The sequence below is a fragment of the Salinisphaera orenii subsp. halophila YIM 95161 genome (assembly GCF_003732545.1).
GTDB lineage: Bacteria > Pseudomonadota > Gammaproteobacteria > Nevskiales > Salinisphaeraceae > Salinisphaera > Salinisphaera orenii_A.
In genome coordinates, this window is the sequence record NZ_AYKF01000079.1 from 13,660 (window position 1) to 38,090 (window position 24,431).

At 69.4% G+C, this 24,431-nt stretch carries 24 protein-coding genes; 11 read left to right on the top strand and 13 right to left on the bottom strand.

Annotated features, from left to right (window positions below; genetic code table 11):
- Window positions 1-81 precede the first annotated feature (81 nt).
- Window positions 82-990: an FkbM family methyltransferase gene (locus tag SAHL_RS08855; protein ID WP_123591056.1), complete on the top strand. Its 909-nt coding sequence runs from the start codon at window positions 82-84 to the stop codon at window positions 988-990.
- Window positions 991-997: 7 nt separating this feature from the next.
- On the opposite strand, the gene SAHL_RS08860 is transcribed toward SAHL_RS08855, so the two are convergent.
- The 4 genes from SAHL_RS08860 to glpK form a co-directional block, all read right to left on the bottom strand.
- Window positions 998-2,239, bottom strand: a complete 1,242-nt coding sequence (locus SAHL_RS08860) for a glycosyltransferase (protein WP_123591057.1) — start codon at window positions 2,237-2,239, stop codon at window positions 998-1,000.
- Window positions 2,240-2,276: 37 nt separating this feature from the next.
- Window positions 2,277-3,137, bottom strand: coding sequence for a hypothetical protein (locus SAHL_RS08865; RefSeq protein ID WP_123591058.1), 861 nt, complete (start codon window positions 3,135-3,137; stop codon window positions 2,277-2,279).
- The gene (locus tag SAHL_RS08870) at window positions 3,134-4,000 is read right to left on the bottom strand and encodes a hypothetical protein (protein WP_123591059.1); all 867 of its coding nucleotides are present in this window, start codon (window positions 3,998-4,000) and stop codon (window positions 3,134-3,136) included. Before SAHL_RS08870 ends, SAHL_RS08865 begins: the two co-directional genes overlap by 4 nt.
- 198 nt (window positions 4,001-4,198) lie before the next feature.
- Complete coding sequence (gene glpK, locus SAHL_RS08875; RefSeq protein WP_123591060.1) at window positions 4,199-5,698, bottom strand: glycerol kinase GlpK; 1,500 nt, start codon at window positions 5,696-5,698, stop codon at window positions 4,199-4,201.
- A 287-nt stretch (window positions 5,699-5,985) separates the two neighbouring features.
- Between glpK and SAHL_RS08880 the strand changes: the two genes are divergently transcribed.
- A complete protein-coding gene (locus SAHL_RS08880) occupies window positions 5,986-6,804 on the top strand; it encodes a DUF547 domain-containing protein (protein WP_184947557.1) in 819 nt (272 codons plus the stop codon).
- A 196-nt stretch (window positions 6,805-7,000) separates the two neighbouring features.
- On the opposite strand, the gene SAHL_RS08885 is transcribed toward SAHL_RS08880, so the two are convergent.
- The 3 genes from SAHL_RS08885 to arsS all read right to left on the bottom strand — a co-directional run bounded on the left by SAHL_RS08885 (window position 7,001) and on the right by arsS (window position 9,441).
- Window positions 7,001-7,756, bottom strand: coding sequence for an anti-sigma factor (locus SAHL_RS08885; RefSeq protein ID WP_184947559.1), 756 nt, complete (start codon window positions 7,754-7,756; stop codon window positions 7,001-7,003).
- The gene (locus tag SAHL_RS08890; RefSeq protein WP_123591063.1) at window positions 7,756-8,319 is read right to left on the bottom strand and encodes a sigma-70 family RNA polymerase sigma factor; all 564 of its coding nucleotides are present in this window, start codon (window positions 8,317-8,319) and stop codon (window positions 7,756-7,758) included. Before SAHL_RS08890 ends, SAHL_RS08885 begins: the two co-directional genes overlap by 1 nt.
- 165 nt (window positions 8,320-8,484) lie before the next feature.
- The gene (arsS, locus tag SAHL_RS08895) at window positions 8,485-9,441 is read right to left on the bottom strand and encodes an arsenosugar biosynthesis radical SAM (seleno)protein ArsS (protein WP_123591080.1); all 957 of its coding nucleotides are present in this window, start codon (window positions 9,439-9,441) and stop codon (window positions 8,485-8,487) included.
- Window positions 9,442-9,549: 108 nt separating this feature from the next.
- On the opposite strand from arsS, the gene hemB reads away from it, so the two are divergent.
- Complete coding sequence (gene hemB, locus SAHL_RS08900) at window positions 9,550-10,557, top strand: porphobilinogen synthase (RefSeq protein ID WP_123591064.1); 1,008 nt, start codon at window positions 9,550-9,552, stop codon at window positions 10,555-10,557.
- A gap of 4 nt (window positions 10,558-10,561) precedes the next feature.
- Here hemB and SAHL_RS08905 read toward each other — a convergent pair whose 3' ends face one another.
- From SAHL_RS08905 to SAHL_RS08915, 3 genes are read right to left on the bottom strand one after another with little or no spacing between them, the layout of a single operon-like run.
- Window positions 10,562-11,761: a glycosyltransferase gene (locus SAHL_RS08905; protein WP_123591065.1), complete on the bottom strand. Its 1,200-nt coding sequence runs from the start codon at window positions 11,759-11,761 to the stop codon at window positions 10,562-10,564.
- A 4-nt stretch (window positions 11,762-11,765) separates the two neighbouring features.
- Window positions 11,766-12,908: a polysaccharide pyruvyl transferase family protein gene (locus SAHL_RS08910; protein WP_123591066.1), complete on the bottom strand. Its 1,143-nt coding sequence runs from the start codon at window positions 12,906-12,908 to the stop codon at window positions 11,766-11,768.
- A 16-nt stretch (window positions 12,909-12,924) separates the two neighbouring features.
- Window positions 12,925-13,728 (bottom strand): hypothetical protein, encoded by an 804-nt coding sequence (locus tag SAHL_RS08915; protein WP_123591067.1) that lies wholly within the window; start codon window positions 13,726-13,728, stop codon window positions 12,925-12,927.
- A gap of 101 nt (window positions 13,729-13,829) precedes the next feature.
- Between SAHL_RS08915 and SAHL_RS08920 the strand changes: the two genes are divergently transcribed.
- A complete protein-coding gene (locus SAHL_RS08920) occupies window positions 13,830-14,618 on the top strand; it encodes a protein kinase family protein (protein WP_123591068.1) in 789 nt (262 codons plus the stop codon).
- Window positions 14,605-15,345, top strand: a complete 741-nt coding sequence (locus SAHL_RS08925) for a class I SAM-dependent methyltransferase (protein WP_123591069.1) — start codon at window positions 14,605-14,607, stop codon at window positions 15,343-15,345. Before SAHL_RS08920 ends, SAHL_RS08925 begins: the two co-directional genes overlap by 14 nt.
- A gap of 175 nt (window positions 15,346-15,520) precedes the next feature.
- Here SAHL_RS08925 and SAHL_RS08930 read toward each other — a convergent pair whose 3' ends face one another.
- From SAHL_RS08930 to SAHL_RS08940, 3 genes are read right to left on the bottom strand one after another with little or no spacing between them, the layout of a single operon-like run.
- Window positions 15,521-16,654: a glycosyltransferase family 4 protein gene (locus tag SAHL_RS08930; protein ID WP_123591070.1), complete on the bottom strand. Its 1,134-nt coding sequence runs from the start codon at window positions 16,652-16,654 to the stop codon at window positions 15,521-15,523.
- Window positions 16,651-17,904: a glycosyltransferase gene (locus SAHL_RS08935; protein WP_123591071.1), complete on the bottom strand. Its 1,254-nt coding sequence runs from the start codon at window positions 17,902-17,904 to the stop codon at window positions 16,651-16,653. Before SAHL_RS08935 ends, SAHL_RS08930 begins: the two co-directional genes overlap by 4 nt.
- On the bottom strand, window positions 17,901-19,097 hold the full coding sequence (locus SAHL_RS08940; RefSeq protein WP_184947562.1) for a glycosyltransferase family 4 protein: 1,197 nt from the start codon (window positions 19,095-19,097) through the stop codon (window positions 17,901-17,903). The genes SAHL_RS08935 and SAHL_RS08940 overlap by 4 nt, the downstream gene beginning before the upstream one ends.
- Window positions 19,098-19,245: 148 nt before the next feature.
- Here SAHL_RS08940 and SAHL_RS08945 point away from each other — a divergent pair, with 148 nt between their 5' ends.
- The 6 genes from SAHL_RS08945 (at window position 19,246) to SAHL_RS08970 (ending at window position 24,319) form a co-directional block, all read left to right on the top strand.
- Window positions 19,246-20,331, top strand: coding sequence for a hypothetical protein (locus SAHL_RS08945; RefSeq protein WP_123591073.1), 1,086 nt, complete (start codon window positions 19,246-19,248; stop codon window positions 20,329-20,331).
- Between the two features lie 156 nt (window positions 20,332-20,487).
- Window positions 20,488-21,579: a lipopolysaccharide heptosyltransferase II gene (gene waaF, locus SAHL_RS08950; RefSeq protein ID WP_123591074.1), complete on the top strand. Its 1,092-nt coding sequence runs from the start codon at window positions 20,488-20,490 to the stop codon at window positions 21,577-21,579.
- Window positions 21,576-22,424, top strand: coding sequence for a shikimate dehydrogenase (aroE, locus tag SAHL_RS08955; RefSeq protein ID WP_123591075.1), 849 nt, complete (start codon window positions 21,576-21,578; stop codon window positions 22,422-22,424). Before waaF ends, aroE begins: the two co-directional genes overlap by 4 nt.
- A 10-nt stretch (window positions 22,425-22,434) precedes the next feature.
- Complete coding sequence (gene mntR / locus SAHL_RS08960; protein ID WP_123591076.1) at window positions 22,435-22,929, top strand: manganese-binding transcriptional regulator MntR; 495 nt, start codon at window positions 22,435-22,437, stop codon at window positions 22,927-22,929.
- Between the two features lie 7 nt (window positions 22,930-22,936).
- Window positions 22,937-23,650: a deoxyribonuclease V gene (gene nfi, locus SAHL_RS08965; protein WP_123591077.1), complete on the top strand. Its 714-nt coding sequence runs from the start codon at window positions 22,937-22,939 to the stop codon at window positions 23,648-23,650.
- A gap of 78 nt (window positions 23,651-23,728) precedes the next feature.
- On the top strand, window positions 23,729-24,319 hold the full coding sequence (locus SAHL_RS08970; RefSeq protein ID WP_148045527.1) for a DUF4175 domain-containing protein: 591 nt from the start codon (window positions 23,729-23,731) through the stop codon (window positions 24,317-24,319).
- Window positions 24,320-24,431: the final 112 nt, after the last annotated feature.

Sequence of the window (24,431 nt, forward strand, 5' to 3'; positions counted from 1 at the left end):
CTCGAGTCCGACCATGCACGATGATCGCCGCGCGACGGGCTCATTTTTGGGTTGCGCTCTCGAATCCCGGCGTGCCCTCTCGTGAGCGGTAGAACCGGGCTCACCGTCGCGCGCAGCCTGCGCGCGCTGTCGCCGGCGGTCCGGCGCTCGCTGCTTCGGCGGCTCGACCGACTGGCATTTCTCGATCGCTCACTGGCCGCCTGCGGTCAGACGACCTATACCCACGCCGGGCGCCGGATCACCGTCGATGCGGGCGATCGCGTCGGCCGCGAGATGCTCAAGAACGGCTTTACCGAGCAGCCGTTCGTGGCGCTGGTCCGCCGTCATTTCACCGATGCCGGGGGCTGTTTTCTCGATATCGGCGCCAATCTCGGCAACTACGCGCTGGCGCTGGCCCCGCATTACCGGCAGACCTACGCCTTCGAACCCAACCCCGTGTCCTTTCGACTGCTGCAGCAGAACGCACACGACAACCCGTCGTTGGGGATCGAGCCGATCCGCATGGGCCTGTCCGCGCATACCGGTACGGCTGCGTTCTATCCCAACAATGCCGGCAACTCCGGCGCGTCGGGGCTGGAGAAAAAGCGGCCGGGCGGCGAACGCATCGAGGTCGAGATCGCACGGGGCGACGATTTCCTGCCCCGCTTCGCCCCCTTCGTTGCCGCGATCAAGATCGACGTGGAAGGCCACGAGCTGGATGTGCTCCGCGGGCTGGAGCGAACGCTCGAACGCGACCGGCCGGTGATCTTCATGGAGTGGCTGACCGACACCATGCGCACGAAGGGCGGCTTCGACGCGCTGCGGGCGCTACTGCCCGACTACACGCTGCTGGTGCCGGCGGCGCGCGGCCAGAGCGGCCGCATCAAGACCGCGGCGCCCAAGCACCGCCTGACCCTGCTGACACCGCTGGCCGAGCCCCACCGCTCCAAGTACAACCTCGTGTTCTGCGTGCCCCGCGAACGCGCGGACGCGATCGCGACACACGGCTGAGGCCCGCTCAGCCGCCGAGCCGACCGGTGCGGTGAAAACGGGTCACCGCGTCCATCACACAGGCCGCGTGGCCTTCGTAGGAGAACACATCCCGGGCCCGCCGGATGCCGGATGCGCTCATGCGTTCGTAGGTGGCGGCATCGCGGAACAGCGCCTGCACGGCGTCGGCCGCGGCCTCGGGCGCGACCGCGCGCGGCTCGCGGATGCTGTCGGTGCCGGGATCGTAGACGTATTCGGGCAGATCCTGGATCCGGCCGCCGAGGGCCCGGTATTCCGACAGATCCAGCTCGGGCTGGACCACCCGGCCGCATTCGCCGTGGACGACGATCTCCGGCAGGCCGTCGACATTGCTCGCGACCACGGGGCAGCCGTGCACCATCGCCTCGACCGCCACGGCGCCGAAGGGCTCGCGCAGCGCCAGATGCAGCAGACAATCGACCGTGGCGTAGAAGGCCGACATGTTCCGGACCAGCCCGTGCAGGGTCACCCGATCGCCCAGCCCGAGCGTCTCGATCAGGTCGGCGACCGTGGCCTCCTCGGCTCCGGTACCCGCGATATGCAGATGGGCGGCGACGCCGCGCGCGTTCAGTGCGTGCAGGGCGTGGACCGCGAGAACCACGCCCTTGATCGACTCCAGCCGGGCGGCCACGCCGATATGCAGGACGTCGGCGTCCGGGAAGTGCCGCGGCATCGACTCGGCGGGCACCATGTTTGGCCTGAGCGCGTTGCGACAGAGCCGGATCTCGCCGGTATAGCCCCAGCGCAGTTCCAGCATGCGCCGGGAGGCATTGGAGTTGGCCAGGGCGCCGCCGACCGAATCCAGAAGCCGGCGCTTGGCTCCCTCCTCCCCCGGCAGCCAGGACGAGCCGCGGTCCCAGTAGATGCACCGGGACCCGCCCACGGCCCGCACGGCGCGCCAGTTCTCACCCATGCGGTTCCAGAGCAGCGCCACATCCGGCCGGTGGCGCGCCGCAATCCGGCGCTGATGGGCGGCACGCAGAAACGCGGGCCGGCTCGGAATCTTCCAGCGGCCGAGACGCTTCTCGAAATCGATGCCCTCCGCATCGGCTTCGATCTCGCGTGCCAGATGCGGATGAATGCGCTTGCTGCAGGCCACGACCGCGTGCGACACGTCAAAGCGCTGGCGCGTGTGGTGGATGAACTGGGCGAACTGGTGCTCGACGCCCCCCACCGCCGCCAGACTCACGTAATGGAGTATCCGGATCGGCCGCTCGCGACTGTTCGACATGCCGTGACGAATCCGTTGGGCGCGCCGCGCGGCTGCCTCAGTCGAACGACTGCGGCAGCCGCGTGACGCCGAGTTCCTGCGACAGGTAGCGCTGGACCTCTTCACGCGGATATTCGCGGATCACCTTGTTGGTGACGTGAACGATGCACGCCTCGGCGCCGGCCCCGTCGAACAGATAGCGCAGCAGTATGAAGCCCGTATCCGGAAAATGGCCGGGCCCGTCCGGGCCGGCCACGCTGTACAGACAGGTCTGATCGGACTGCCAGCGGCCGCTGCGCACGACCTTCTCCCATCGTTCGACGATCGGCATCCCCCGTTTCATGTCCACCAGGACAACGCCGCCGTGATAGGCGTTGTCGACCGGCTTGTCGTTCGAATAGCACAGCAGCGGCCACGTCGCGAGGGCCGGCTTCATGGTTTCGTACCACGCCGCCAGCGGCGAGGCGACCACGAGATCGGAATCCAGATACAGGAACACCGGCTCGCTGACGTAGTGCATCAGCACTTGCTTGCAGCCCTTGGCGATCAGCCGGTTTCCGGCCGGCGGCGCGTGGACGACCACGACGTTATCCAGCGGCTCGAAAAGCTCGGGCAGGTCGGTGATGACGTAGATCGGCCCTTGATACGCCCCGCGATCGCGCAGCGAGGTGATCATGGTCAGACACCAGTCGGCGTATTTGTCGCCCATCGCGACCGCGCCCACCGCCAGTTCCGGGCAGGCCGGATCCGGTCGGGTTGCGGCGTCGCGCCTGCCGTAGACCGACCCGAAACGCAGCCGGGCCCGCCAGATGAGATCACGGCGCTGGTGTCGCAGCCGCCGCGGCAGCGAACGCGGCTCGAGATAGCGGTTGGCCGCGGGGACGTCCTCGGCGGCTCCAGGGGTCCGCGGCGAACTCATGCGTCGCGACCGAAACTGGTCGGAATGCGTTCGAGCCCGACCACATGCGACAGATAGGCCTTGATCTCATCCGAGGCGTAGCGCCGCATCAGGCCGTTGGTCACGTGGACGAACGTGCCCGGCGGCTCCCCGGCGCCGTCGCGCTCGGGGTCGAAGTCGGGATGATCGGGGCCCAGGATCTGATGCAGATAAACCAGCTCCTCGTCGTCGAAGCGGGCGACGTCATCGTCGGTGATGATCGAGTGCATCGACCACTGGTCGAGCTGATAGCGGCCGGTGCGGATGAGACGGAGCCAGCGGTCGAAGAACGGCCGCACGCGCTCGCGATCCATGAGCATCAGCCCGGCGTGGTAGGCGCCGGCCACCGGCATGTTGCCCGTATAGAGCACGAGCGGCCGCGCGTCGAGCTTGGGCCGGGCCCGCCGATACCACTCGGCCAGCGGCCGGCCGATGATGATGTCGGCGTCGATATAGAGCAGCCGGGGCTCGCTCGCCCAGTCCAGCATCAGCTGCTTGCAGGTCTTGATGACCAGCCGATAACGAGTATAGGGCACGACCACGACATGCACGTTATCGAGGCCCTCGAACGGCGTCGGATCCTCGGTGACGACATACACCGGCCCGTGGTAGTTGCCGCGCTTGCGCAGCGAATCGATCATGCTCAGGCACCAGTCGTGGTACTTGGGCAGGATCGCGATCGCGTATATCGCCAGCCCCGGAAACGCTGGATCCTCGCGTGTCGTCCCTTCCGGCAGACGCGCCTCGCGCCTGACGCGGCCCCGCCAGAGCCAGTCGCGACGACGGTGCCGAAGCCGCTGGCTGATGGTCCGGTTGGGCTTGAGCGGCGTGGGTCGTTGGGCCATGAAGACAGCGTTAAATAATCGTTAGCCCATTCTAGCAAGCCTGTGCCGCCGGGGCTGCAACCCGGGTGCGGATTCACGCCGATGCGCGCGGATCACGGCGCTCGATCCCGGCCCCGGCAGGCAACCCACCGGGCCGTGCCCGGCGAACCGGATCCATGCCCTGCCGGCCGTGGCAGACCGGGCCTCGATCCGCCGTCGTCAGTCCGCGCAGCGCACGCGCGCGACGGCGCGACACCAGCCGTCGTAGAGCGCATCGACCTCGGCGGCCTCGCGCGTGACCTCGAAGCGGCGCTCGGCGCGCCATAGCGCGCCGACGGCCTCCAGCGACTCGTACAGCCCCACCTGCAGGCCGGCGAGATAGGCCGCACCGAGCGCGGTGGTCTCGATGATCTCGGGACGCTCCACCGGCGTCTGCAGGATGTCGGCGAGAAAACCGCACACCAGATCGTTGGCCGCCATGCCGCCGTCGACGCGCAGCTCCCGCGGGCCGGGCGCGTCGTCGCCGATGGCGCCGACGAGGTCGCGGGTCTGATAACAGGTCGATTCGAGCGCAGCGCGCACGATCTGCTTGATGCCGGTGTCGCGGGTCAGCCCGAGGATGGCCCCGCGCGCCGCCGGGTCCCAGTACGGCGCCCCGAGGCCGGTGAAGGCCGGCACCAGATAGACGCCGTCGGTGTGCTCGATCGAGGCGGCCAGGGCCTGGGTCTGCTCGGCCTTTTCGAACAGATGCAGCGCGTCGCGCAGCCACTGTATGGCCGCGCCCGCGACGAAGATGGAGCCTTCGAGCGCGTAGGTCGTGCGGCCGCCGATGCGATAGGCCACGGTGGTGAGCAGCCGGTGGCGCGAGAGCACGGCCGTCTCGCCCACGTTGAGCATCAGGAAACAGCCGGTGCCATAGGTGGATTTGGCCATGCCCGGCGCGAAGCAGGCCTGGCCGACGAGCGCGGCCTGTTGATCGCCCACCATCGCCGCGATCGGAATCTCGGCGCCCAGGAGATCCTTGCTGATCGTGCCGAAATCGCTGGCGGTGTCGCGCACCTCGGGCAGCAGCGCGGCGGGCACGTCGAAAAAGGCGAGCAGCTCGTCGTCCCAGCGCTGGTCGTGGATGTTGAACAGCAGCGTGCGGGAGGCGTTGGTGGCATCGGTGGCATGCACCGCGCCGTCGGTCAGATGCCAGAGCAGCCACGCGTCGATGGTGCCGAAGGCGAGTTCGCCGGCTTCGGCACGCGCCCGGGCGCCGTCGACATGGTCCAGCAGCCAGGCGATCTTGGTCGCCGAGAAGTACGGATCCATCAGCAGCCCGGTCCGTTCCTGCAGCCAGGCTTCGGTCGAGTCATCGGCGAGCGCCCGGCAGCGCTCGGCCGTGCGCCGGTCCTGCCAGACGATCGCCCGGTGGATGGGCTCGCCGGTGGCGCGATCCCAGATCACCGTGGTCTCGCGCTGATTGGTGATGCCGCAGGCCGCCATATCCGCCGCCGACAGGCCGGCCCGTTCGATGGCCTCGCGACAGACCGCAAGCACGTCGGTCCAAATCCGGTTCGCGTCGTGTTCCACCCAGGCTTCCTCCGGATAGAACTGATCGAATTCGCGCTGCGCACTCGCCACGATGGCGCCGCGGGCATCGAAGACGATCGCGCGGCTGCTGGTCGTGCCCTGGTCGATGGCCAGAAGATGATTGCGGCGGTTCACGGGCGGCATACGTGGTGTCGTTTGTACCGCAGCATCCGCGCTGCATGGCCGACGGGTCAACCGACGGCCACACGCCGTCTCGCCGATCGATGCGATCCGCGACCCGACCGAAACGTCGGCTGCCGGGCGAGCACATACAGCGGCCGATTGAGCTGCGTGCGTCCGCACGCAGCGGCTGCACAGACCACCAGTTGCCGAACACCGAGACCCCGGCTACCGTGATCGTCGCGCCCCGCGCGGCGCGAGCGTGTATCCGCAGCCCGCGCCCGCGCACCCGATCAAGCAAGGAACCCGCCATGCGCGCCATCGCCGTGATCGCCCTCTGTCTCGCCCCCGTCGCCGCCCTGGCCGCGCCCGAGGCGGATCTGTGGAAACGCTGGCAGGCGCACGACGAGAACGCCACGCAGACCATCGATCACGGCGCCTTCGACGCCTTCCTCGATACCTATATCGTGGCCCACGAGCACGCCCCCAACGGGGTCCGCTACGGCGACGTGACGCCGGCCGATCGCCGCGCCCTCGCCGACTACGTCGAGCGCATGCAGGAGATCGACATCGACCGCTACAACCGGGACGTGCAGCGGGCCTACTGGACCAACCTCTACAACGCGGCCACGCTCGAATTCGTCCTCGACGACTATCCGGTCGACTCCATACGCGACATCGGCGGCGGCCTGTTCTCCAAGGGGCCGTGGAATAAAGAGGTGCTGCGCATCGACGGCGAGAAGCTGAGCCTGAACGATATCGAGCACCGCATCCTGCGGCCCATCTGGGGCGACGGCATGACCCACTACGGCGTCAACTGCGCATCGATGGGCTGCCCGGACCTGCGCCCCGAGGCCTATACCGGCGACACGATCGGCGCGCAGCTGCGCGACAACGCCCGCGACTACGTCAACAGCCCGGCGGGCGTGCGCTTCGACGACGACGAACTGACCGTGTCACGCATCTATGAGTGGTATCGCCGCGACTTCGGCCACAGCGACCAGGCGATCATCAGCGAACTGCGGCGGCACGCGGCGCCGGCACTGTCCACGCGCCTGGACGCGCGCGACGCGATCGACGGCTACGCCTACGACTGGTCGCTCAACGACGAAGCGGCCATGGACGACTGAGCGGCCGCTCGGGCGTCGTGCCGCTACTCGGCCGAGCCCGCCACACCTGCCGCGCCCCCGGCGACGATTAAACCGCCGCCGGCACCGCAGTCGCTGGCGAGAGCCCCGGGCGGCGGTCAGTCGGGCCCGCGATCGCGACAGGACCTTCGAGCGAGCGGTCCCCCGATCGACGCGCCTCAGACTCGGCCGCGCGTTCTCAGCCGGTGTGGCGCGCGATCGGCGACGTCCACATCAGTTCACCGGCCGGCGTGTTGGTGTCCTCCCGGGTGGCGTCCTCCATCGACACCATCAGCCGCGCGGGCTGGTCCATCGCCTGGGCGACCGTGTCCGACAGCGTCATCTTGTACTTGCCGCCGGCGTGCGGCAGCTTGCCCAGCAGCACCGGTTCGCCCTGCTCCGGCTTGAACCAGATCCGCAGCGTCTTGCCCTCGGGCACCGGGTAGTCGCCCATCGCCACCACCGACATCTCGTGGCTGCCGGCCTCCGCGGTGACCAGCCAGCTCATGCCGGTGGGCTCGTCGTAGATCACGCTCGCATAGGCCGGCTCACCGGAGGGCGCGGGCGACTCCTCGGGCTGCCTCGACGAGCCGAACAGCAGCGCAGCCATGACGATCGCGGCGACCGAGGCGGCCACGGCCAGTCCGCGCCAGAACCCCGTGCCGGAACGCCGGCCGCGCCGGCCGAAATCGCCGCTGGCGACGTTGGCATGGGGTGGCGCGTCGGCGTCCATCGCCGCGGCGATGCGCTGCCAGACCGAGGCCGGCGGCTGCACCGGCGCCAGCGCCAGGCCGAGCGCCCCCAGACGATGCTCCCAGTAGGCCAGTTCCGCCCGCGCCCCGGCGTCGTTCGCCAGCTCGCGCTCGAAGGCGCGCGCGTCCTCGGCGTCGAGCGTGCCCAGCACGTATTCGGCGGCCCGGAGGGTCATGGCGTGTTGTGTTTCCGATTCGGCCATCACGCCCGCTCCGCCAGGCATTCGCGCAGCCGGATCAGCCCGCGCCGTATCCAGCTCTTCACGGTGCCCAGCGGCGCCCCCAGTCGTTCCGACAATTCCTGATGCGTCAGCCCCTCGTAATAGGCCAGCAGCACGCTGTCACGCTGCTGCGGCGCCAGCGTGCCCAGGCAATGACGCACCGCGTCCAGCGACTGCTGGTTCTCGTTCTCTTCCAGCGGCGAGAGCGCCTGCTCGTCCTCGAGCAGCGTCGCCACCATGTCCGGCTCCTCAGGCATAGCGACCTCGGGCCGCTTGCGGCGCAGCACGTCCAGCGCCCGATAGCGCGCGATCGACAGCAGCCACGTCAGCGGGGCGCCCCGCTCGGGCGCGTAGGTATCGGCCTTCTGCCACACACGTACATAAGCGTCCTGCAGCGCATCCTGCGCGCGTTCGGGATTGCGCAGGATACGCAGCAGCAACGCGTAGAGTTGCGACGAGGTCGCCGCATACAACTGCTGGAATGCCTTCTGGTCGCCCTCGGCCGTGGCGGCCAGCCACTCGGCCAACTGTTCACGCTCGGCCATCGCGTTACCGCACCCCCGTCGGATGGAGATCGGCGCCGCACGGGCGACCGGGTCGCGCACGGCGTCTGGGGACGCTTGCCTGATTCATGCGTGCATTCGTGTCCGGGTTATGGCCGTCAGTCTGGCGACAAACGTCGGTCGACTCAATTGTCTGCGATCGGTTCATCAGCTCAGCGCGCCCCCGCAGCTGCTGCCCTGACCTGCGGTGCAGCCGAAACAATGATCGTCGACGGCGATCGATCGCTGCTCGAAATCGGTATCGCGCAGCGCGGACAGATGCACCCGCGAGCCGCCGCCAAGCGCCAGATCGAGCATCTGATTGAAGTCGCAGTCGTAGACATAGCCCTGCCAGTCGACGCTGATCAGTCCGCGGCACATCACGCCGTCGAGATTGTCCGGGCTGTGGGCGCCGCGCAGCAGCGTCATGTACTGGTCCATGCGGCCCTCTCTCCAGAGCGTGCGCGCGAAACGCTTGATCGGCATGTTCGCGATCGTGAACAGGTTGTCGAAGACGATGCCGAATTCGTCGAACAGGAAACGCTTGTAATCCGCCTCCAGCGGTGCCTGCGGCGGCGGCAGGCTGGCACCCGCCGGGTTGTAGACCAGGTTGAGCGTAAGACCGCTGTCCGGATGGCCGTAACCGAGCGCGTTGAGCTTGATCAGCGCGGCGATACTGGCCTCGAAGACGCCCTTGCCGCGCTGGGCATCGACGTTGTCGGCCGTGTAGCACGGCAGCGAGGCGATCACCTCCACCCGGTGGTCGGCCAGGAAGCCGGGCACCCACTCGTAGCCCGGCTCCTCGATGATCGTGGGATTGCAGCGATCCATCAGATGGACGCCGAGCGCGCGCGCCTCGCGCATGAAGTCGCGGAAATACGGATTCATCTCGGGCGAGCCGCCGGTCACATCCAGACAGCGGATGCCCTGCGCGCGCATGAAATCCAGGGCTACGTCCATCGTGGCCCGGTCCATCAGTTCGGTGCGCTTGGGCCCCGCCTCGACGTGACAGTGCGTGCAGGCGATGTTGCACAGATAGCCCAGATTCATCTGCAGCGTGTGCAGGGCGCCCCGCCGGATCGGCGGAAAATCGGTGGACGCTTGTGCTTGAACGGCACCCGGCATGGCGGCCTCGGCCAGACGTGTTCGGATGGTCACGAAGTCTATCAGCAGTTGAATCGCCTTCGGTGGGACCTACCTTCCGAATCACCGAACTTCCCGACCGTGCCGACCATGCCCGACAACTATCCCGGCCACTATCCGGCGACGCGCATGCGCCGCGCCCGCGCGCGTGATTTCAGCCGCCGACTCACACGCGAGACGCAGCTGACCGTGGACGATCTCATCTATCCGGTGTTCGTGACCGAGGGCGAGGCGGTGGACGTCGCCGCGATGCCCGGCGTACGCCGGCACACGCTGGACGGGCTGCTGCGCGAGATCACCGATGTCGCCGCGCTCGGCATCCCGGCGGTGGTGCTGTTCCCGGTGATCGACCCGTCCAAGAAAACGCCGGACGCGGCCGAGGCCGCCAACCCGGACGGCCTGGTGCCGCAGGCGATCCGTGCCATCAAGCGCGAATTCCCCGAGCTCGGCGTGATGACCGACGTGGCCCTGGACCCCTACACCAGCCACGGCCAGGACGGCGTCGTCGACGACGACGGCTATGTCCTCAACGACGCCACCATCGATATTCTCGTGCGCCAGACCCGTGCCCACGCCGCGGCCGGGGCGGACATCGTCTCACCCTCGGACATGATGGACGGCCGCATCCAGGCGATGCGGGCCGCGCTCGAGGCCGACGGCCACGTCAACACCGTGATCATGTCCTATGCGGCGAAGTTCGCCTCCAGCCTGTACAACCCCTTCCGCGAGGCGGTGGGCTCGGCGGCCAATCTCGGCCGCGCCGACAAGCGCACCTACCAGGTCGACCCGGCCAACACCGACGAGGCCCTGCGCGAGGTCGCCCTCGATCTCAAGGAGGGCGCGGACATGGTGATGGTCAAGCCCGGCATGCCCTATCTGGACATCATCCACCGGGTGAAGGAGACCTTCGGCGTGCCGACCTTCGCCTACCACGTCTCAGGCGAGTACGCGATGCTCAAGGCCGCCATCGACAACGGCTGGCTCGACGAGCGTGCCGCCGTGCTCGAATGCCTGGGCAGCTTCAAACGCGCCGGCTGTGACGGCGTGCTGACCTACTTCGCCAAGGACGCCGCGCGCTGGTTGGCGCAGGCCGACTGATCCCCTAGATCGACCCCAGCGCCGCGTGGACATCGTCCATGTGGCGCGTGTAGGACAGCCGCCCCGCCGCATCGGCGATGGCGTTGGCGCTGAAACGCGCCAGCCGGTCGCCGTCGCCGGCCAGCGCGGCGACGGCCTCGGCCAGGTCGGCGGGGTCGATGAACCGCGGTGCGCCGATGCGATCGGCGATCGGATCGTAGACGCAGTCCACGCGCGGCTCGAGCGCGGTCTCCAGATCCGCGAGCGCCGCGCTGTCGCAGGTCGGCTCGATGCACAGCCCGGTGCGTTCGTGCTGGACGACTTCGGGCAGCCCGTCGACCCGGGTGGCGATCACCGGGCAGCCGGCCAGCGCGGCCTCGGCACAGACCAGGCCGAAAGCCTCGCGCATGGCCGGGTGGAGATAGCAGTCGAGGGCGTCGTAGAAGCCCTGCATGTCGGCGACGAAGCCGCAGAAGCGCACGTGCTCGGCGACACCCAGACGCCGGCAGAACGCCCGCATCTCGGCCTCCTTCGGGCCGGTGCCGGCGATCCAGAGCTCGACGTCGTGGCCACGGCGAACGAGTTCGTGCACCGCCTTGATGGCGATGTGGGCGCCCTTGTAGGTCCGCAGGTGGCCGGCCGTGCCGATCCGGAAGGGGCGGCCGGCCGGCAGGTCCCGCACCCGCGGCGCCCGGCTGCGCTCGCTGGCGGCGACCCCGTTGAGACACAGCGCAATCGGCCGCTCGCAGCCCCAGCGCAGCTGCAGCATGCGCCGCGCGGCGTGGGAGTTGCACAATACGGTGTCGATCTCGTCGAAGAACGCGCCGGTCTTGTCCGGATCGTGGTGGGAATACCACGAGGCGCCGTGCTCCCAGTAGACCGGGCGCAGCCCGTGTGCCGCGAAGGCCCGCACGATGCGCAACCGGTTGAAACCGTCCCAGATGATGCCGGTGTCCGCGGCCGCCCGCGCGAACATCCGCTGCTCGCGCCGTCGACGCAGCGCGGCCGGCCAGCCGGGCAGCTTGACGCGGCCGTGATAGCGCGGATGCCCGGCCCAGCGCGCGTGCCGGCGCAGCGGCGCACGCGCGGCGTGATGGACCGCCGGCTGCTCCAGCCAGACGCTGTTGTCGTAGCCGTGCCGCCGGGCCGAATATTCGAGGAAACGCAGAAAATGCGTCTGCAGCCCGCCGAACAGGGTGAGGTTCATGTGGTGCAGCAGCCGCATGCCGTCAGCCCCCGGCCGCGTGACGCAGTGCGTCGACGTTGCGATAGGCCAGCTCGCACCAGCGCGCGCGTCGGGCGCGCACCTCCGCCGGGTCCGGCCGCTCGGCGGCAAGCCGCGCCTCGATCTCGCGGGTCAGCCGTTCGCCCCAGCCCGGCTCGCCGTAGCGCGGGCCGTCGGCGACGCCGGCGGCGGCCCGCAGGCCGTCGATCTTGGGCGTGTTGCTGTCGAGCGCGATCCACGGCGTGCCCACGCAGGCCGCGGCGATGCTGTGGTGGAACCGCCCGGAGACCAGCAGTCGGCTGTCGGCGATCAGCCCCAGCCACTCGTCGAGACTCGCCGCGTCGACCACGCGCCAGGGCGGCCGGCGCCAGAATCGACCGGAGCGCAGCGCCCGCCGGCGCCAGGCCCGCTGCAGATCGCGCAGGAAGGCCGCATCCTCGTGATTGCGTGCGCCCGCCGAGCCCACCAGCACGGTCAGCGCGTGGCCCTGTTCGGCCAGCCGCGCCATCACATCGACCTGGACCGAGGCCCAGGCGCGCTGCCAGATCACGCTCGTGGCGAACACGAGGCCGCGCGGCGCGCTCGTCGGCGCCGGCGGCTGCGCCTCGATGTAGAGCGGCAGGCAGTCGAAGCTCTCTCGGGCGTCGCGCCGCAACCAGCGTGCGACCAGTGCGTGCGACAGCGGCTCGCGCACCGCAACGAAACGCACGGCCTCGTACGCGCGGCGATAGATCGCCAGCAACGCGTCGTCGGCGACCTCGGTCGTATCCTGCGGATAACAGGAGTGATTGACCAGATCCACCGGTCGCCCGAGCCGCTCGGCCGCGTACCAGGCGAGATAGAGCAGTGTCTTGGCGACGCTACGATCGCCGTGGAGACAGCCCTCGGCGTTGACCACGACCACATCGGCGGCCGCCAGGCGCTCCGGCAGACACGGCGCCCGCGTGCGCAGCCGCGCCAGCGGCGCGTCGGTGTCGAAGTCCGCGGCCGTATTCAGGGCCCCGCCCAGGCGCGGGATATCCTCGGCGATGACGCTCTCGACGGTGTAGCCGAGCGCGCCGATCGCACGCTTGAGCCCGCGTGTGGTGCCGGTACAGCCCCAGTGGCAGACACCGGCGGTGTCGTTGACCAGCAGCGCCGTGGTCACGGCGTCGACCTCCGCATCACCCGATCACCGGCGCGTCGTCCAGTATGCCGTCGGTGACCAGCAGACTCCGGGGGTTGCAGCACAGCAGCCGACGGCCCTGGCGATCGAACTCGCCGCGCACCGCGCGCATGGCGTCGCACAGGGTGAAGTCGTCGTGCCGCTTGGGGCGGGCGTTGGCGTGCCGGCCTTCGCGCACCGAGCGGTCGTACTTGTCGTCGACCCACAGGTCGCGATTGCTGTCAGTGATCATCTCGTCGTAGAAATAGCCGGCGTCGGACAGATCGATCCCCAGCAGCTTCACGTCGCAGCCGGGGTGGAGAATGTTGACCAGATTGATCGCGACCGTGAGCGAGCCGCGCCGATGATACAGCGGCTGCGACAGATCGCGCGCCCAGTGAAAGCGCGGCGCTTCGTTGCTCACCGGAAAAGGCACCAAGTGGTCGTAGGCCGGCAGCGGCTCCGGACGATAGCCGTGCTGCTGCATCAGCTGGCGGCGCAGGCGGCGCTTGCGCACCGGATGCCGCCAGGCCGGAGTGCGATAGAACTGCGGATAAGTCTCGCTGACGTAGTACGGCAGCGCATGCCCCAGACGCTGCAGGCGTTCGATGCACCGGCGCAGAATCAGGTCCGCGTAGTAGTTGAAGTCCGACAGGAACAGCATCCGCGGCAGGATGCCCAGCCGTTCGTAGTGCAGGTAGTAGCGGTTCATGCCCAGCGTGCGCGGATGCGCATCCAGATACGCCCGCTCCTCGGCATCCAGCGCGAGCAGCGATCGTCCGGTGCCGAAGATATAGACCGTGTCCATCATCGTGGCCGCCATGGTGCCAAGTCTCGCGGGAATCACGCGGGCCGTGGCCACGCGACGATCCGACCGCGCCGCGTCAGCCGTTGCCGTCGGGGTCGCGTATCATCCGCCACGGCATGCGTGATCGCAAACCCGCGTCCGAACAGCCCGGCACCACCGCCGGCGACCGCAGCGCGCCGCCCGTGCTCGAGCGGGTCCACCGGCGCGTGCCTGCGATCCTGAGCGGCGGGCCATGGCGATTCCGGCTGGCGCCGGATGTCGACCTGCCCGGGGCCGTCACCGACTGGCGGCTGCTCTACGAAGGCGCCCACTCGCGCATCTACCGGCTCGAGGCGGCCGCGCTGGTGGTCAAGCTCGCCGAGCCGCGCAGTCGTCCCCGCGACGATCTGCGCAAATACGTGATGTGTCAGGCGCGGCGCGAATATCGCGGGGCCGCCTTCCTCAACGCGCTCGGTCTGGATACCCCGGACATGCGCGGCTGGGCGGTCTCGCTCGCCCCGGGCGCGCACTACGAATCGGCGCTGTTCATGCGGCCCCTGCCGCCGTTTGTATCCGGCCTGCGGCTGCTGCGCAGCGAGAGCGACGCCGACCGGCGCGCCGCGTTTCTCGCCCGCCTCGCCTCGGAGCTGGGCACGCTGTTCGGCCACGGTTTCGTTCACAAGGACTGCCATTTTGATAACTTGTGCGTGCGCGACGACGGTCGCCTCGTCTGGATCGACTGCGATATCCGGCGCCCGGGCAGCGCCGCCCGCCGCCGACAAGGGCTTCGCCGAGCGCTGGCGCTGCTGCGCCGCACCGCGCGAAACGACATCGGCGAACGCGAGTGGCGAATCTTCAAACAGCAATTCGGTGAGGCGCTCGCGCACGCACCGAATGGACCATCCCTGATCGATGAAATTCAGTAACGCAGCGACCCGGCTCAAGGGCATTCCCCACATATCGCGCCATTCCGCGCGGATTCTCTACGACTTCATACTCACCGAGCAGCCGCGCGACTGCATCGAGCTGGGCTTCGCCCACGGCGCCGGCAGCGGCTACATGGCGGCCGCGCTGGATGAACTCGGGCGCGGCCACCTGACCTGCGTCGACATCGAGCGCAGCCGTACGTTCGACCCCACCATCGAGCAGACGCTGGAGGGGCTGGGTCTGGCCTCCTTCGTATCGATCCACCGCGAGGTCAACTCATACAACTGGTTCCTCAAGAAGGCCGTCGAGCAGCAGATCCGCGACGGACGGTGCGAACCCTGCTACGACTTCGTGTTCATCGACGGCAGCAAGAACTGGACGATCGACGGCATGGCCTTCTTCCTCGCCGACAAGCTGCTGCGCGAGGGCGGCTGGATCCTGTTCGACGACTACGCCTGGCGCTATGCGGACGCCCTGGAGCGCGGCAAATCGGCCACCGACGGCGTGAGCATCCGCGAACTCTCCGCCGACCAGATCGAGCAGCCGAACGTGGCCGCGATCTTCGATCTGCTGGTCGCGACCCACCCCGGTTACGGCAATTTCCGCGTTCAGGACAACACCTGGGCCTGGGCGCAGAAGACCGCCGACGGCGAGCGCAGCGTGCGTCAGGAAAGCAAGTCTCGCTTGAGGAGCGGTCTGCGGCGCTGGTTCGCTGCACGTTCGTAACACGCGCGCGTCGTCGAGCGCGGCTCGGGCGTCGCCGGCTCGGACGCCGGCGCTGTTCGACTCCCGAGGACCAACGGAAACGGAGAGACGGACGGTGCCGTAGTCGGACAGCGGCATCGGGCGGTTCCATGCGGCTCGGGCCATCGGGCGCGGCGCGCCCCACGCGTGGAATCCGCTAGAGGCCGTAGGCCGTGTAGACGCGGCGTGTCGCCTCGAAGTTGGCGCGTTCGGTGTTGCCGGCCACGGCCGCGAGTCCCGCCTGCGCCACGTCGGCCCGTCGGGCGGGATCGACGATCCACTGCGCCAGCAGCGCGCGCAGGGCCTCGACGTCCGGCGTCTCCGGCAGCGCTTCGCGCAGATCCGCGGGCAGCAGCTCGGTCGCACCGACCCGGCGGCTGGTGGCCACCGGCACGCCGCAGGCCATGGCCTCCTGCACGCTCTGACCGAATTCCTCGACGCGCGCCGGGTGGACACAGATATCCAGGGCGTGGAAATAGCGCTCGGGCGCGCGCGTGTGCTCGACCAGGCGCAGGCGATCGGCGACGCCCAGCGCACGGGCCTGGGCCAGGAACGGCCCCGCCCCGGCCTGCTTGCCGAGCACCAGCAGCAGGCTGCGCTCCCGCACCGCGGCCGGCAGGCCGGCGTAGGCCTCGAGCAGCAGATCCAGCCCGCGCTTGCGGTAGTCGCCCGACGTCACCAGCCCGACGAGCACGGCGTCACCGCAGTCGAGCTCGGCACGGACCGTATCGCGATGGCGTGCGCGATCGGCCCGGTCGAACTGTTCCGGCCGATACCCCGGGTGGATGATCGGCAAGCGCTCGCGCGCCACGCCGTAGCGCCGGGCCAGGTCGTCCTGCATGAGCTTCGAGTTGCAGATGCACGCCGCAAAGCCGTCCTCGGCGAAGATGCGGTCGTGGATCTCGGCCAGCGTTCCGCGTGGGTCCAGGGCCGTGCCGTGGGTGAGTTCGTGCGCGAGGTGCAGGCAGTTGTGCATCGACAGCACGTGCTGTCGATAGTGATGCCCGTGCCCGGCTACGAAATCGTAGCCGGCGGAGTCGACGACGCGCTGGGCGCGGGCGGCGAACCAGCGCCATTTGTGACGCCTGAACAGCGGCAACCGGCCGATCTTCACGGCCCGGCCCATATCCGGCGTCACCCCGCCGCGATCGACCTTCTCGCCGATGAGATCGACGGCATGGCCCAGCCGCCGGAAATGCCGGGCATGGTCGGCGATGGTGTTGTTGGTGCCACCGATGTCGCCGATGCCGCGAAACACGATCGCGATCCGTCTGCTCTTCGCCTCGTTCATATGCCCTGATCCGCCGATGCCCCGGTAGCCGCAAGCGTGCCATGAACGCGGAATGCCTCGACCGCGGCCATCGCCGCGTCGACGTGGTCGTCGAACACGAAGCGCGTGGCCACCGCCTCGATGGCGGCGGCACTCATGCGCGCATAGGCCTCCGGGTCGTCGGCCAGCGTCGCGACGGCCGCCGCCAGCCGCTCGGGATCGACGAGCGCCGGCGGTGCGATCCGATCCCGCGCCGGATCGTAGACCACGGGCGGCAGATCGTCGTCGTGGCCGCCGAGCGACGGATAATCGGCCAGCGGCAGGCTCGGCGCCACGCACAGACCGGTCACGTCATGGGTGATGACCTCCACCAGGCCGTCGACCGCCGCGACCACGGCCGGGCAGCCGTAGGCGTTGGCTTCCACCGCGATCTGGCCGAATGGCTCGCGCAGCGCCGGATGCACGAGCAGATCGATGTCGCGATAGAACGCCCCCATGTCCGCCACCAGACCCTCGAAGCGCACGAAATCGGTCAGGTCGAGCCGCGCCACGAGCGTTTCCAGGCGCCGGCGCTCGGGCCCGTCCCCGGCGATCGACAGCGTCACCGCACGGCCCTGATCGCGAAGCAGGGCCAGCGCGTGAACCGCCAGCGCCACGCCCTTGATCGGCTCCAGCCGGGCGACCACGCCCAGCCGCAACGGCCGATCGGACACGAGCTGTCGCGGCCGGGCCGCGGCCGGCCGCAGCGAGGGCCTCAGGGCGTTGGGCACGACCCGGATCGCGCCGCGGTAATCCCAGCGCAGCTCGAGCATCCGCCGCGCCGCGTGGCTGTTGCACAGCACCGCCGGAACCTCAGCCAGAAACCGCTGCTTCGCGGTCGTCTCGCCAGGGAACCAGCTCGCGCCGCGCTCCCAGTACAGGCAGCGCGCCGCACCGGCCGCTTCGAGCGTGCGCAGACTGTCGCGCATGCGGTTCCAGATGACCGCCACATCCGGCCGATGCCGACGCATCAATCCGCGCTGGTGGGCGGTGCGCACCGCCCGGGGCCAAGCGGGCAGCTTGACCGGGCCGGCGTACTTCTCATAACCCACCGGCACACCCGAGGCCGCCAGCCGATCGGCCACCAGCGGATGCACGCCGCGACCGCAGGCCACCACGGCGTGCCGGGCTTCGGCCCGCGCCAGCGCGGTGCGAAGGAATTCGACGAACTGCAGCTCGACGCCGCCGGCGCCGTCGAGACTCACATAGTGCAGCAGCGACGCCGCGCTCATGCCGCCGGCGCCAGGGTGCCGGTCGCGGCGTATTCCCGCGCCGCGGCGAGCACGTCGTCCACATGCCCGTCGAAATCGAACGCCGTGCGGACGTGGGCGATGGCGGCCGCGCTCATCCGGGCATAACGTTCGGGATCGGCGATCACCCGCATCACCGCATCGGCCAGCGCCGCGGGCTCGCAGATACGCGGGGTGACGATGCGGTCCGTGACCGGATCGTAGACCACGGGCGGCAGACCGCGCGTGTCGCCGCCCAGCGCCCGGTAGCGGGCGAGATCGCCGGTCGGCGGCACGCAGAAGCCGGTGCGTCCGTGAACGACCACCTCGGGCAGACCGTCCACCGCGGTGCAGACCACCGGGCAACCCGCGGCCGCCGCCTCGGCCGCCACCACGCCGAAGGGTTCGCGCAGCGCCGGATGCACCAGCACGTCGATCCGCGCGTAGAAATCCGACATGTCGGCCACGACGCCGGGCATGTCCAGGCGATGCGCCACACCCAGTTCGCGGGCGAGCGCGATCACATCGTCGCGCAGCGGCCCGTCGCCGGCGATCTCGAGCCGGACGTCGATTCCCCGGTCGACCAGTGCGGCCAGGGCGTGGACCGCCAGGCAGGTGGCCTTGATCGGCACCAGCCGGCTGGCCACGCCCAGACGCAGGGGCGCATCCGCGGGCCGGCGGCGCGGGCCTTCGGCGAAGCGCGTCGAACGCATGCCGTTCGGGCATACGCGCACGATCCCGCGATACTGCCAGCGCAGCTCGAGCATGCGCCGGGCGGCCTGCGAGTTGCAGATAACCGCCGGCAGGCGATCGAGCACGGTCTGCTTCGCCGTCTCGTCGCCGGCCAGCCAGGCGGAACCGTGCTCCCAGTAGAGACAGCGCCGATCACCCAGGGCGTCGAGCACCCGCCACTGCTCGCCGAGCCGGTTCCAGAGCAGCGCCACGTCCGGCCGCAACCGCCGGCCCAGCCAGCGATAGCGCGCGCGGCGCGCCGCGCGCGGGTGCTGCGGCAGCTTGAGACCGCAGCACCTCTTTTCATAGTGCCAATCGTTCACCCGCGCGAGCGTATCCCGGTGCAGCGGATGGATGCTCAGGCTACAGACAACGACCGCCTGATGGAGGTCGGGACGCGCCGCGGCGCGCCGCACGAAGGTGGCGAACTGCTGCTCCACGCCGCCGAAGCCGCTGAGGCTCACATAATGAGTCAGAGACAACGGTACGGAACGCGCCTCGACTTTCGTCGCGGAATCTACCACTTTTCTGTTAAATTTGCGCCCAGACGGCACGATTTCGCGTCATATTCAAGCTTTTTCATCCAAGCCCTACCCTGCGAGCAAGGCGCACATGGTACAAACATCCGCGTTCGACCGGTATCCGCACACCGAGGCGGCACGCGCTGCGCCCCGAAGCCGACCGGTCAACCGGATCGGGCTGGCCGCGGGCGTGGTCGTGCTCACGGTCACCGCCCTGGCCATTCACGCCGGCTGCGTCGCCGGCGCGGGGCTGTCGGCCTGCGTGGCGGGAGGCGCGACCATCTATCTGCCGGTCGACGGCGGCGAGTTCCTGCTCAGCGAAGTCATGTCGCTGGTCCTGTGTCTGCTCGGCGTGACCGTGGCGCTGCTGACGTACATCGACGGCGAGCGGCGCCTGAGCCGCGTGGCGATCGTGTTCAGCATGCTCTTCCTCATCGCCTTTGTGGGTGAGAACAACGCGATACGCGACGATCTGCGGCCCCAGTTCCTGATCATCCTGCTGGTGTGGCTGGGCATCGAACTGTTGCTGCGACGCGCCTACGCACCGATCGTGCTCCTGCTGGCCGGCTGTTTCGTCGCCTTTCTCGGCTCGCTGGGAGACCACACCACCGCGATACAGTTCCAGAACGTGTTCGAACACGAACTGGACGAATCCGTTCTGGCACCGGTCGCCCGCGTCGTGGGCAACGCGGAGGAACCGCTGGAGTTGCTGGGCTGGAGTCTGTTCGTGCTGGCGGCGATCTCGGTCTGCGATGTTCGTCGTCCCGCGCAGCGGCCGACGCTGTCGGTGGTGCTGGCGCTGGCGGCGATCGTGGTGCTCTCCGTGGGCGCCACCTTCCTGCATCTGCGCGACAACGAGCTGTACGAGGCCGAGCGCAAGTTCGGCCTGTTCTGCGCGGCGGCCGGCTGGGGCCTGGCCGTGGCCGCGGCGTTCCTCGCCTACGCCCGCCGCGGCGCGACCGCCTATGCCTACGCCGGCGTATTCGCGGTGGCCGTCTACTGGATCGGCGTGTTCACACCGGCGGTCTACACCCACGAGCACAGCAAGACGATCAGCTCCTGGACCTGGATCTTTCCCTTGCTGTCGCTGCATGCGTTTCTGCTGTTCCGGCCCCGGGAAGGCGCCGTTCGCCAGCGCGCGGACGCCGCCGCGCCCGTGCACTCGGAACCCGCCTGAGAGACGAGCCGGTCGTGCCACCGACTCCGAGCGCCCGCCGTAGCTCGCCGCGGTCATGCAGCAAAGAGATCGCGACAATGTCGCCCCCGATCACAGCGCCGGATTCGGTTACGATTGGCGGCCCTCGGGGTCGATCGCCATGGAACGGCAGGACAGATGCAACACAGTCCGCGCATACTCATCGTCGGCCCGAGCTGGATCGGCGACATGGTCATGGCGCAGGGTCTGTTCAAGACGCTGCGCCGACGCCTGCCGCAGGCGCGCATCGATGTGCTGGCCCCTGACGTCACCGCGTCGCTGGTCGCCCGCATGCCCGAAGTCGACGCGGCGGTGCCGCTCAACATCGCCCACCGCGAGTTCGCCTGGGGCGCCCGCCGGCGCGCCGCGCACGCCCTGCGCGCCCGTTACGACCAGGCAATCGTCATGCAGCGCAGCGCCAAGGCCGCGCTCGTGCCCTGGCTGGCCGGCATTCCACAGCGCACCGGCTATCGCGGCGAACTCCGCTACGGCCTGATCAACGATGTGCGCACACTCGACACGGCGCGCTACCCCCGCAAGGTCGAGCACTACGCGCTGCTGGGCCTCGAACACGAGGGCGACGCGCTCGGCGAGGTCGAGCTGCCGCGGCTGTCGATCGACGAGCAGCGCCGTTCGGCACTGACGGCCTCGCTGGCGCTGGACCGCGACCGGCCCGCCATCGGCTTCGCGCCCGGCGCCGCCTACGGCGGCGCCAAACAGTGGCCGGCGACCCACTTCGCACGCCTGGCCGAGGCGCTCGACGCGCGCGGCATCGCGGTATGGATCTTCGGCAGCGCCGCCGACCGCGATCTCGCCGCCGGCATCGCCGCGGCGGCGCCGCGCCACGGGGCCAACCTGTGCGAACGCACCTCGCTGGTCGACATCGCCGACCTGGCGTCGCTCACTCATGCCTTCGTCGGCAACGACACCGGGGTGATGCATCTGGCCGCGGCCACCGCCCCACGGGTGCTCGCCATCTACGGCGCCACGCATCCCGACTATGCGCCGCCGCTGGCTCCGGCCGAGGCGCGCTTCTGGCTGGGTCTGGCCTGCGCGCCCTGTCGCGAGCGGGTCTGCCCGCTGGGCCACAATGCCTGCATGCGCGACATTCCGGTCGCCGATGTACTGCACGCCTGCCTGAACCCCGAGGCGCGGGCCCTGCCGTCGCTGCACTACGCGGCCGGCCGGGCCGCGCCGCCGTCTGCCGCCACCGAGGAGCCTGCCCCATGACCGACGGACCCGACCGCTACGCCGTGATCGGCAACCCCGTCGACCACAGCCGGTCGCCGGCGATCCACGCCGTCTTCGCCGAACAGACCGGTCAGCGCATGACCTACACGCGCCTGCCCGCCGCCGAGAACGCCTTCACCGCCACGGTCGAGCGCTTTTTCGCCGACGGCGGCCGCGGCCTGAACGTGACGCTGCCCTTCAAGCAGGCCGCTGCCGCCTACGCCGCCACACTCTCGGCGCGCGCGGAACGTGCGGGGGCGGTGAACACGCTGATCCGCTGCGACGACGGCCGCATCCACGGCGACAACACCGACGGCGTCGGCCTGCTGCGCGACCTGACCGATCGTCTGGGCACGCCGATCCGGGGGCGTCGCGTGCTGGTGCTCGGGGCCGGAGGCGCCGTGCGCGGGGTGGTCCCCGTTCTCCTCGAACAGGGCCCGACCCACCTGCACATCGCCAACCGCACCGCCGAGCGGGCCGAGGCCATCGCCGCCGATTTCACCGACCTGGGCCCCGTCGACGCCGGCGGGCTCGCGGACATCGGCGGCGGCTGGGACCTGGTGATCAACGCCATATCGGCCGGGCTGGCCGGGCGCATGCCGGATCTGCCGACAGCGGCGATCACGGGCGCGCCCGCCGCCTACGACATGATCTACGCCGATGCGCCCACGCCGTTTCTCCGCTGGGCCGCGCGCCACGGCGTGGCCCGCCGGTGCGACGGCTTCGGCATGCTCGTCGAACAGGCAGCCGAGTCCTTCCATCTCTGGCGCGGCGTGCGCCCGGACACCCGGGCGGTGATCGCAGCCCTCCACCCGGCCCCGCAGAGCCGCGACGACACGGTATAATCGAAGCACGATGAACGCAGAACGCACGGCAAACGATCTCGACCACGTCCTGCGTGCGGATACCTCCGGGGAGCTGCTCGACCCCGCCGACCACGCGCGCCAGTACAGCTATGTCCGCAAGGCGCACGAGACCGAGCTGATCGAGGACTATGTCGAGCTCATCGCGGATCTGATCGATGCCAAGGGCGAGGCTCGCGCCGTCGAGCTGGCCCAGCGCATGGGCGTGACCCAGGCCACGGTCGGCAAGATGATCCGCCGCATGACCGATGCTGGCCTGGTGACCAGCGAACCCTATCGCTCCATCTTCCTCACCGAAGACGGCAAGCGCATGGCCTGCGAATCACGCGATCGGCATATCGTGGTGCTGCGCTTCCTGCGAGCCCTGGGCGTACCGGAGACCACCGCGCGCAAGGACGCCGAGGGCGTGGAGCACCACGTCAGCGCCGAAACCATCGAAATCATGCGCCGTTTCGCCGACGACCGCGACGGCGCGCAGGACGACTGAGCCGCCGATGTCGGACACCCCCGGCGTCGTCCGTCGCCAGAGCGCCGACGGTCGCACCTGCCTCGTCCACGACTGGCCGCAGGACGCGCGCGCCTGCCGGGCCCTGCAGCGGGAACTGGCCGATCGCGTCGACACCCGCCACGATACCGGCCCGGTGGCGACGCTCGGCGGCGTCGACATCGGCTTCGAGGACGGCGGCCGCACCACGCGCGCCGCAGCCGTGGTGCTGGACGCGACCACGCTGGCGGTACGCGAGCGCCGACTCGTGCGCGTGCCGACGCGGATGCCCTACATCCCCGGCCTGCTGTCGTTTCGCGAGATCCCCGGCGCGCTGGCCGCGCTCGACGCGCTCGATGCGCCGCCGGACCTGATCCTGGTCGACGGGCATGGCATCGCCCACCCGCGCCGTCTCGGCGTGGCGACCCACCTCGGCCTTGTCACCGGTCGACCGACCATCGGCGTCGCCAAGAAGCGTCTGACCGGAACGCACGGCCCGGTGCCGGAGAGTCGCGGCGCCTGGACCCCGCTCTACGACGGCGAGACCGTGATCGGCGCCGTCCTGCGCTCGCGCGAGCGCGTTAAGCCGATCTTCATCTCGCCCGGGCATCGTGTGGACCTCGACCACGCGATTGCGTGGACGCTACAGGCGTTGACCCGGTACCGTCTCCCGGAGACGACCCGGGTCGCCGACCGGCTCGCCTCCGGTAAGCCGGATTTTTGAGCCGCTGGTGCGGCACTGATACGCTTTAGCGTTGTCAGACCATGTCCACACGACATTCACTCGACGGATAGACCTATGATGAAACGTGTAACATCCACTCTCGCCGTGGCGCTGGCCGCCATCGCTTTCAGTGCCACGACGGCCCACGCGCAGGGCGCGGCGGCCGGCGGCGCCGATCAGCAGGAAGCCCAGAAGCTGATGCAGGAGTACCGCCAGAAGGCGTCGCGCCTGCAGCAGATCCACAAGGAAACCATCGAAGCCAATCCGGAACTCGCCGACCAGCAGGAAGAGTTCGAGAAGAAGGTTCGTCAGGCCGTCGAGGACGAGGGCTACGACGTCGAACAGGGCCAGCAGCGGGTGCAGGAACTCGCGCAGAAGATGCAGTCCGGCGACCTCGAGCAGTCCGAGCGCAAGGCGGTGATGCAGGATTTCCAGGCTGAACGTCAGGAGATGACGCAGGCCCGCAACAAGGTCATGCAGAAGCCGGAGATCCAGTCGGCCGGTCAGGAACTGCAGGAGGACACGCTCGCGGCCATGAAGCAGCAGGACAGCAACACGCAGGATCTGCTCGACGAGATGGATTCGCTGCGCTCCGAGCTGCAGTCGAAGATGCCGCAGCAGCAGTCCGGCCAGGCACCCGCCCCGGGGCAGTCCCCCGGCAGCGGCTGATCGCCGACAATACTGCCTGTTGAAAAACCCGGCCCTGCGCCTAATGCCGTTCACTTAAGCATTGCAGGTCAGGCGGAGCTTGCCGAGAATCCGGCTTTCACGTGTGGAAGCC

Bases quoted from the DNA above. Each gene is read 5' to 3' on its own strand.
- nfi (WP_123591077.1), top strand. From the start codon at position 22,937: ATGTCGGACACCCCCGGCGTCGTCCGTCGCCAGAGCGCCGACGGTCGC.
- SAHL_RS08945 (WP_123591073.1), top strand. From the start codon at position 19,246: ATGGTACAAACATCCGCGTTCGACCGGTATCCGCACACCGAGGCGGCA.
- SAHL_RS08935 (WP_123591071.1), bottom strand. From the start codon at position 17,904: ATGAGCGCGGCGTCGCTGCTGCACTATGTGAGTCTCGACGGCGCCGGC.
- SAHL_RS08920 (WP_123591068.1), top strand. From the start codon at position 13,830: ATGCGTGATCGCAAACCCGCGTCCGAACAGCCCGGCACCACCGCCGGC.
- SAHL_RS08870 (WP_123591059.1), bottom strand. From the start codon at position 4,000: ATGGCCCAACGACCCACGCCGCTCAAGCCCAACCGGACCATCAGCCAG.
- arsS (WP_123591080.1), bottom strand. From the start codon at position 9,441: ATGCCGGGTGCCGTTCAAGCACAAGCGTCCACCGATTTTCCGCCGATC.
- aroE (WP_123591075.1), top strand. From the start codon at position 21,576: ATGACCGACGGACCCGACCGCTACGCCGTGATCGGCAACCCCGTCGAC.
- SAHL_RS08865 (WP_123591058.1), bottom strand. From the start codon at position 3,137: ATGAGTTCGCCGCGGACCCCTGGAGCCGCCGAGGACGTCCCCGCGGCC.
- SAHL_RS08885 (WP_184947559.1), bottom strand. From the start codon at position 7,756: ATGGCCGAATCGGAAACACAACACGCCATGACCCTCCGGGCCGCCGAA.
- waaF (WP_123591074.1), top strand. From the start codon at position 20,488: ATGCAACACAGTCCGCGCATACTCATCGTCGGCCCGAGCTGGATCGGC.
- glpK (WP_123591060.1), bottom strand. From the start codon at position 5,698: ATGCCGCCCGTGAACCGCCGCAATCATCTTCTGGCCATCGACCAGGGC.
- SAHL_RS08925 (WP_123591069.1), top strand. From the start codon at position 14,605: ATGAAATTCAGTAACGCAGCGACCCGGCTCAAGGGCATTCCCCACATA.
- SAHL_RS08970 (WP_148045527.1), top strand. From the start codon at position 23,729: ATGAAACGTGTAACATCCACTCTCGCCGTGGCGCTGGCCGCCATCGCT.
- SAHL_RS08930 (WP_123591070.1), bottom strand. From the start codon at position 16,654: ATGAACGAGGCGAAGAGCAGACGGATCGCGATCGTGTTTCGCGGCATC.
- SAHL_RS08905 (WP_123591065.1), bottom strand. From the start codon at position 11,761: ATGCGGCTGCTGCACCACATGAACCTCACCCTGTTCGGCGGGCTGCAG.
- mntR (WP_123591076.1), top strand. From the start codon at position 22,435: ATGAACGCAGAACGCACGGCAAACGATCTCGACCACGTCCTGCGTGCG.
- SAHL_RS08915 (WP_123591067.1), bottom strand. From the start codon at position 13,728: ATGGCGGCCACGATGATGGACACGGTCTATATCTTCGGCACCGGACGA.
- SAHL_RS08880 (WP_184947557.1), top strand. From the start codon at position 5,986: ATGCGCGCCATCGCCGTGATCGCCCTCTGTCTCGCCCCCGTCGCCGCC.
- SAHL_RS08860 (WP_123591057.1), bottom strand. From the start codon at position 2,239: ATGTCGAACAGTCGCGAGCGGCCGATCCGGATACTCCATTACGTGAGT.
- SAHL_RS08890 (WP_123591063.1), bottom strand. From the start codon at position 8,319: ATGGCCGAGCGTGAACAGTTGGCCGAGTGGCTGGCCGCCACGGCCGAG.
- hemB (WP_123591064.1), top strand. From the start codon at position 9,550: ATGCCCGACAACTATCCCGGCCACTATCCGGCGACGCGCATGCGCCGC.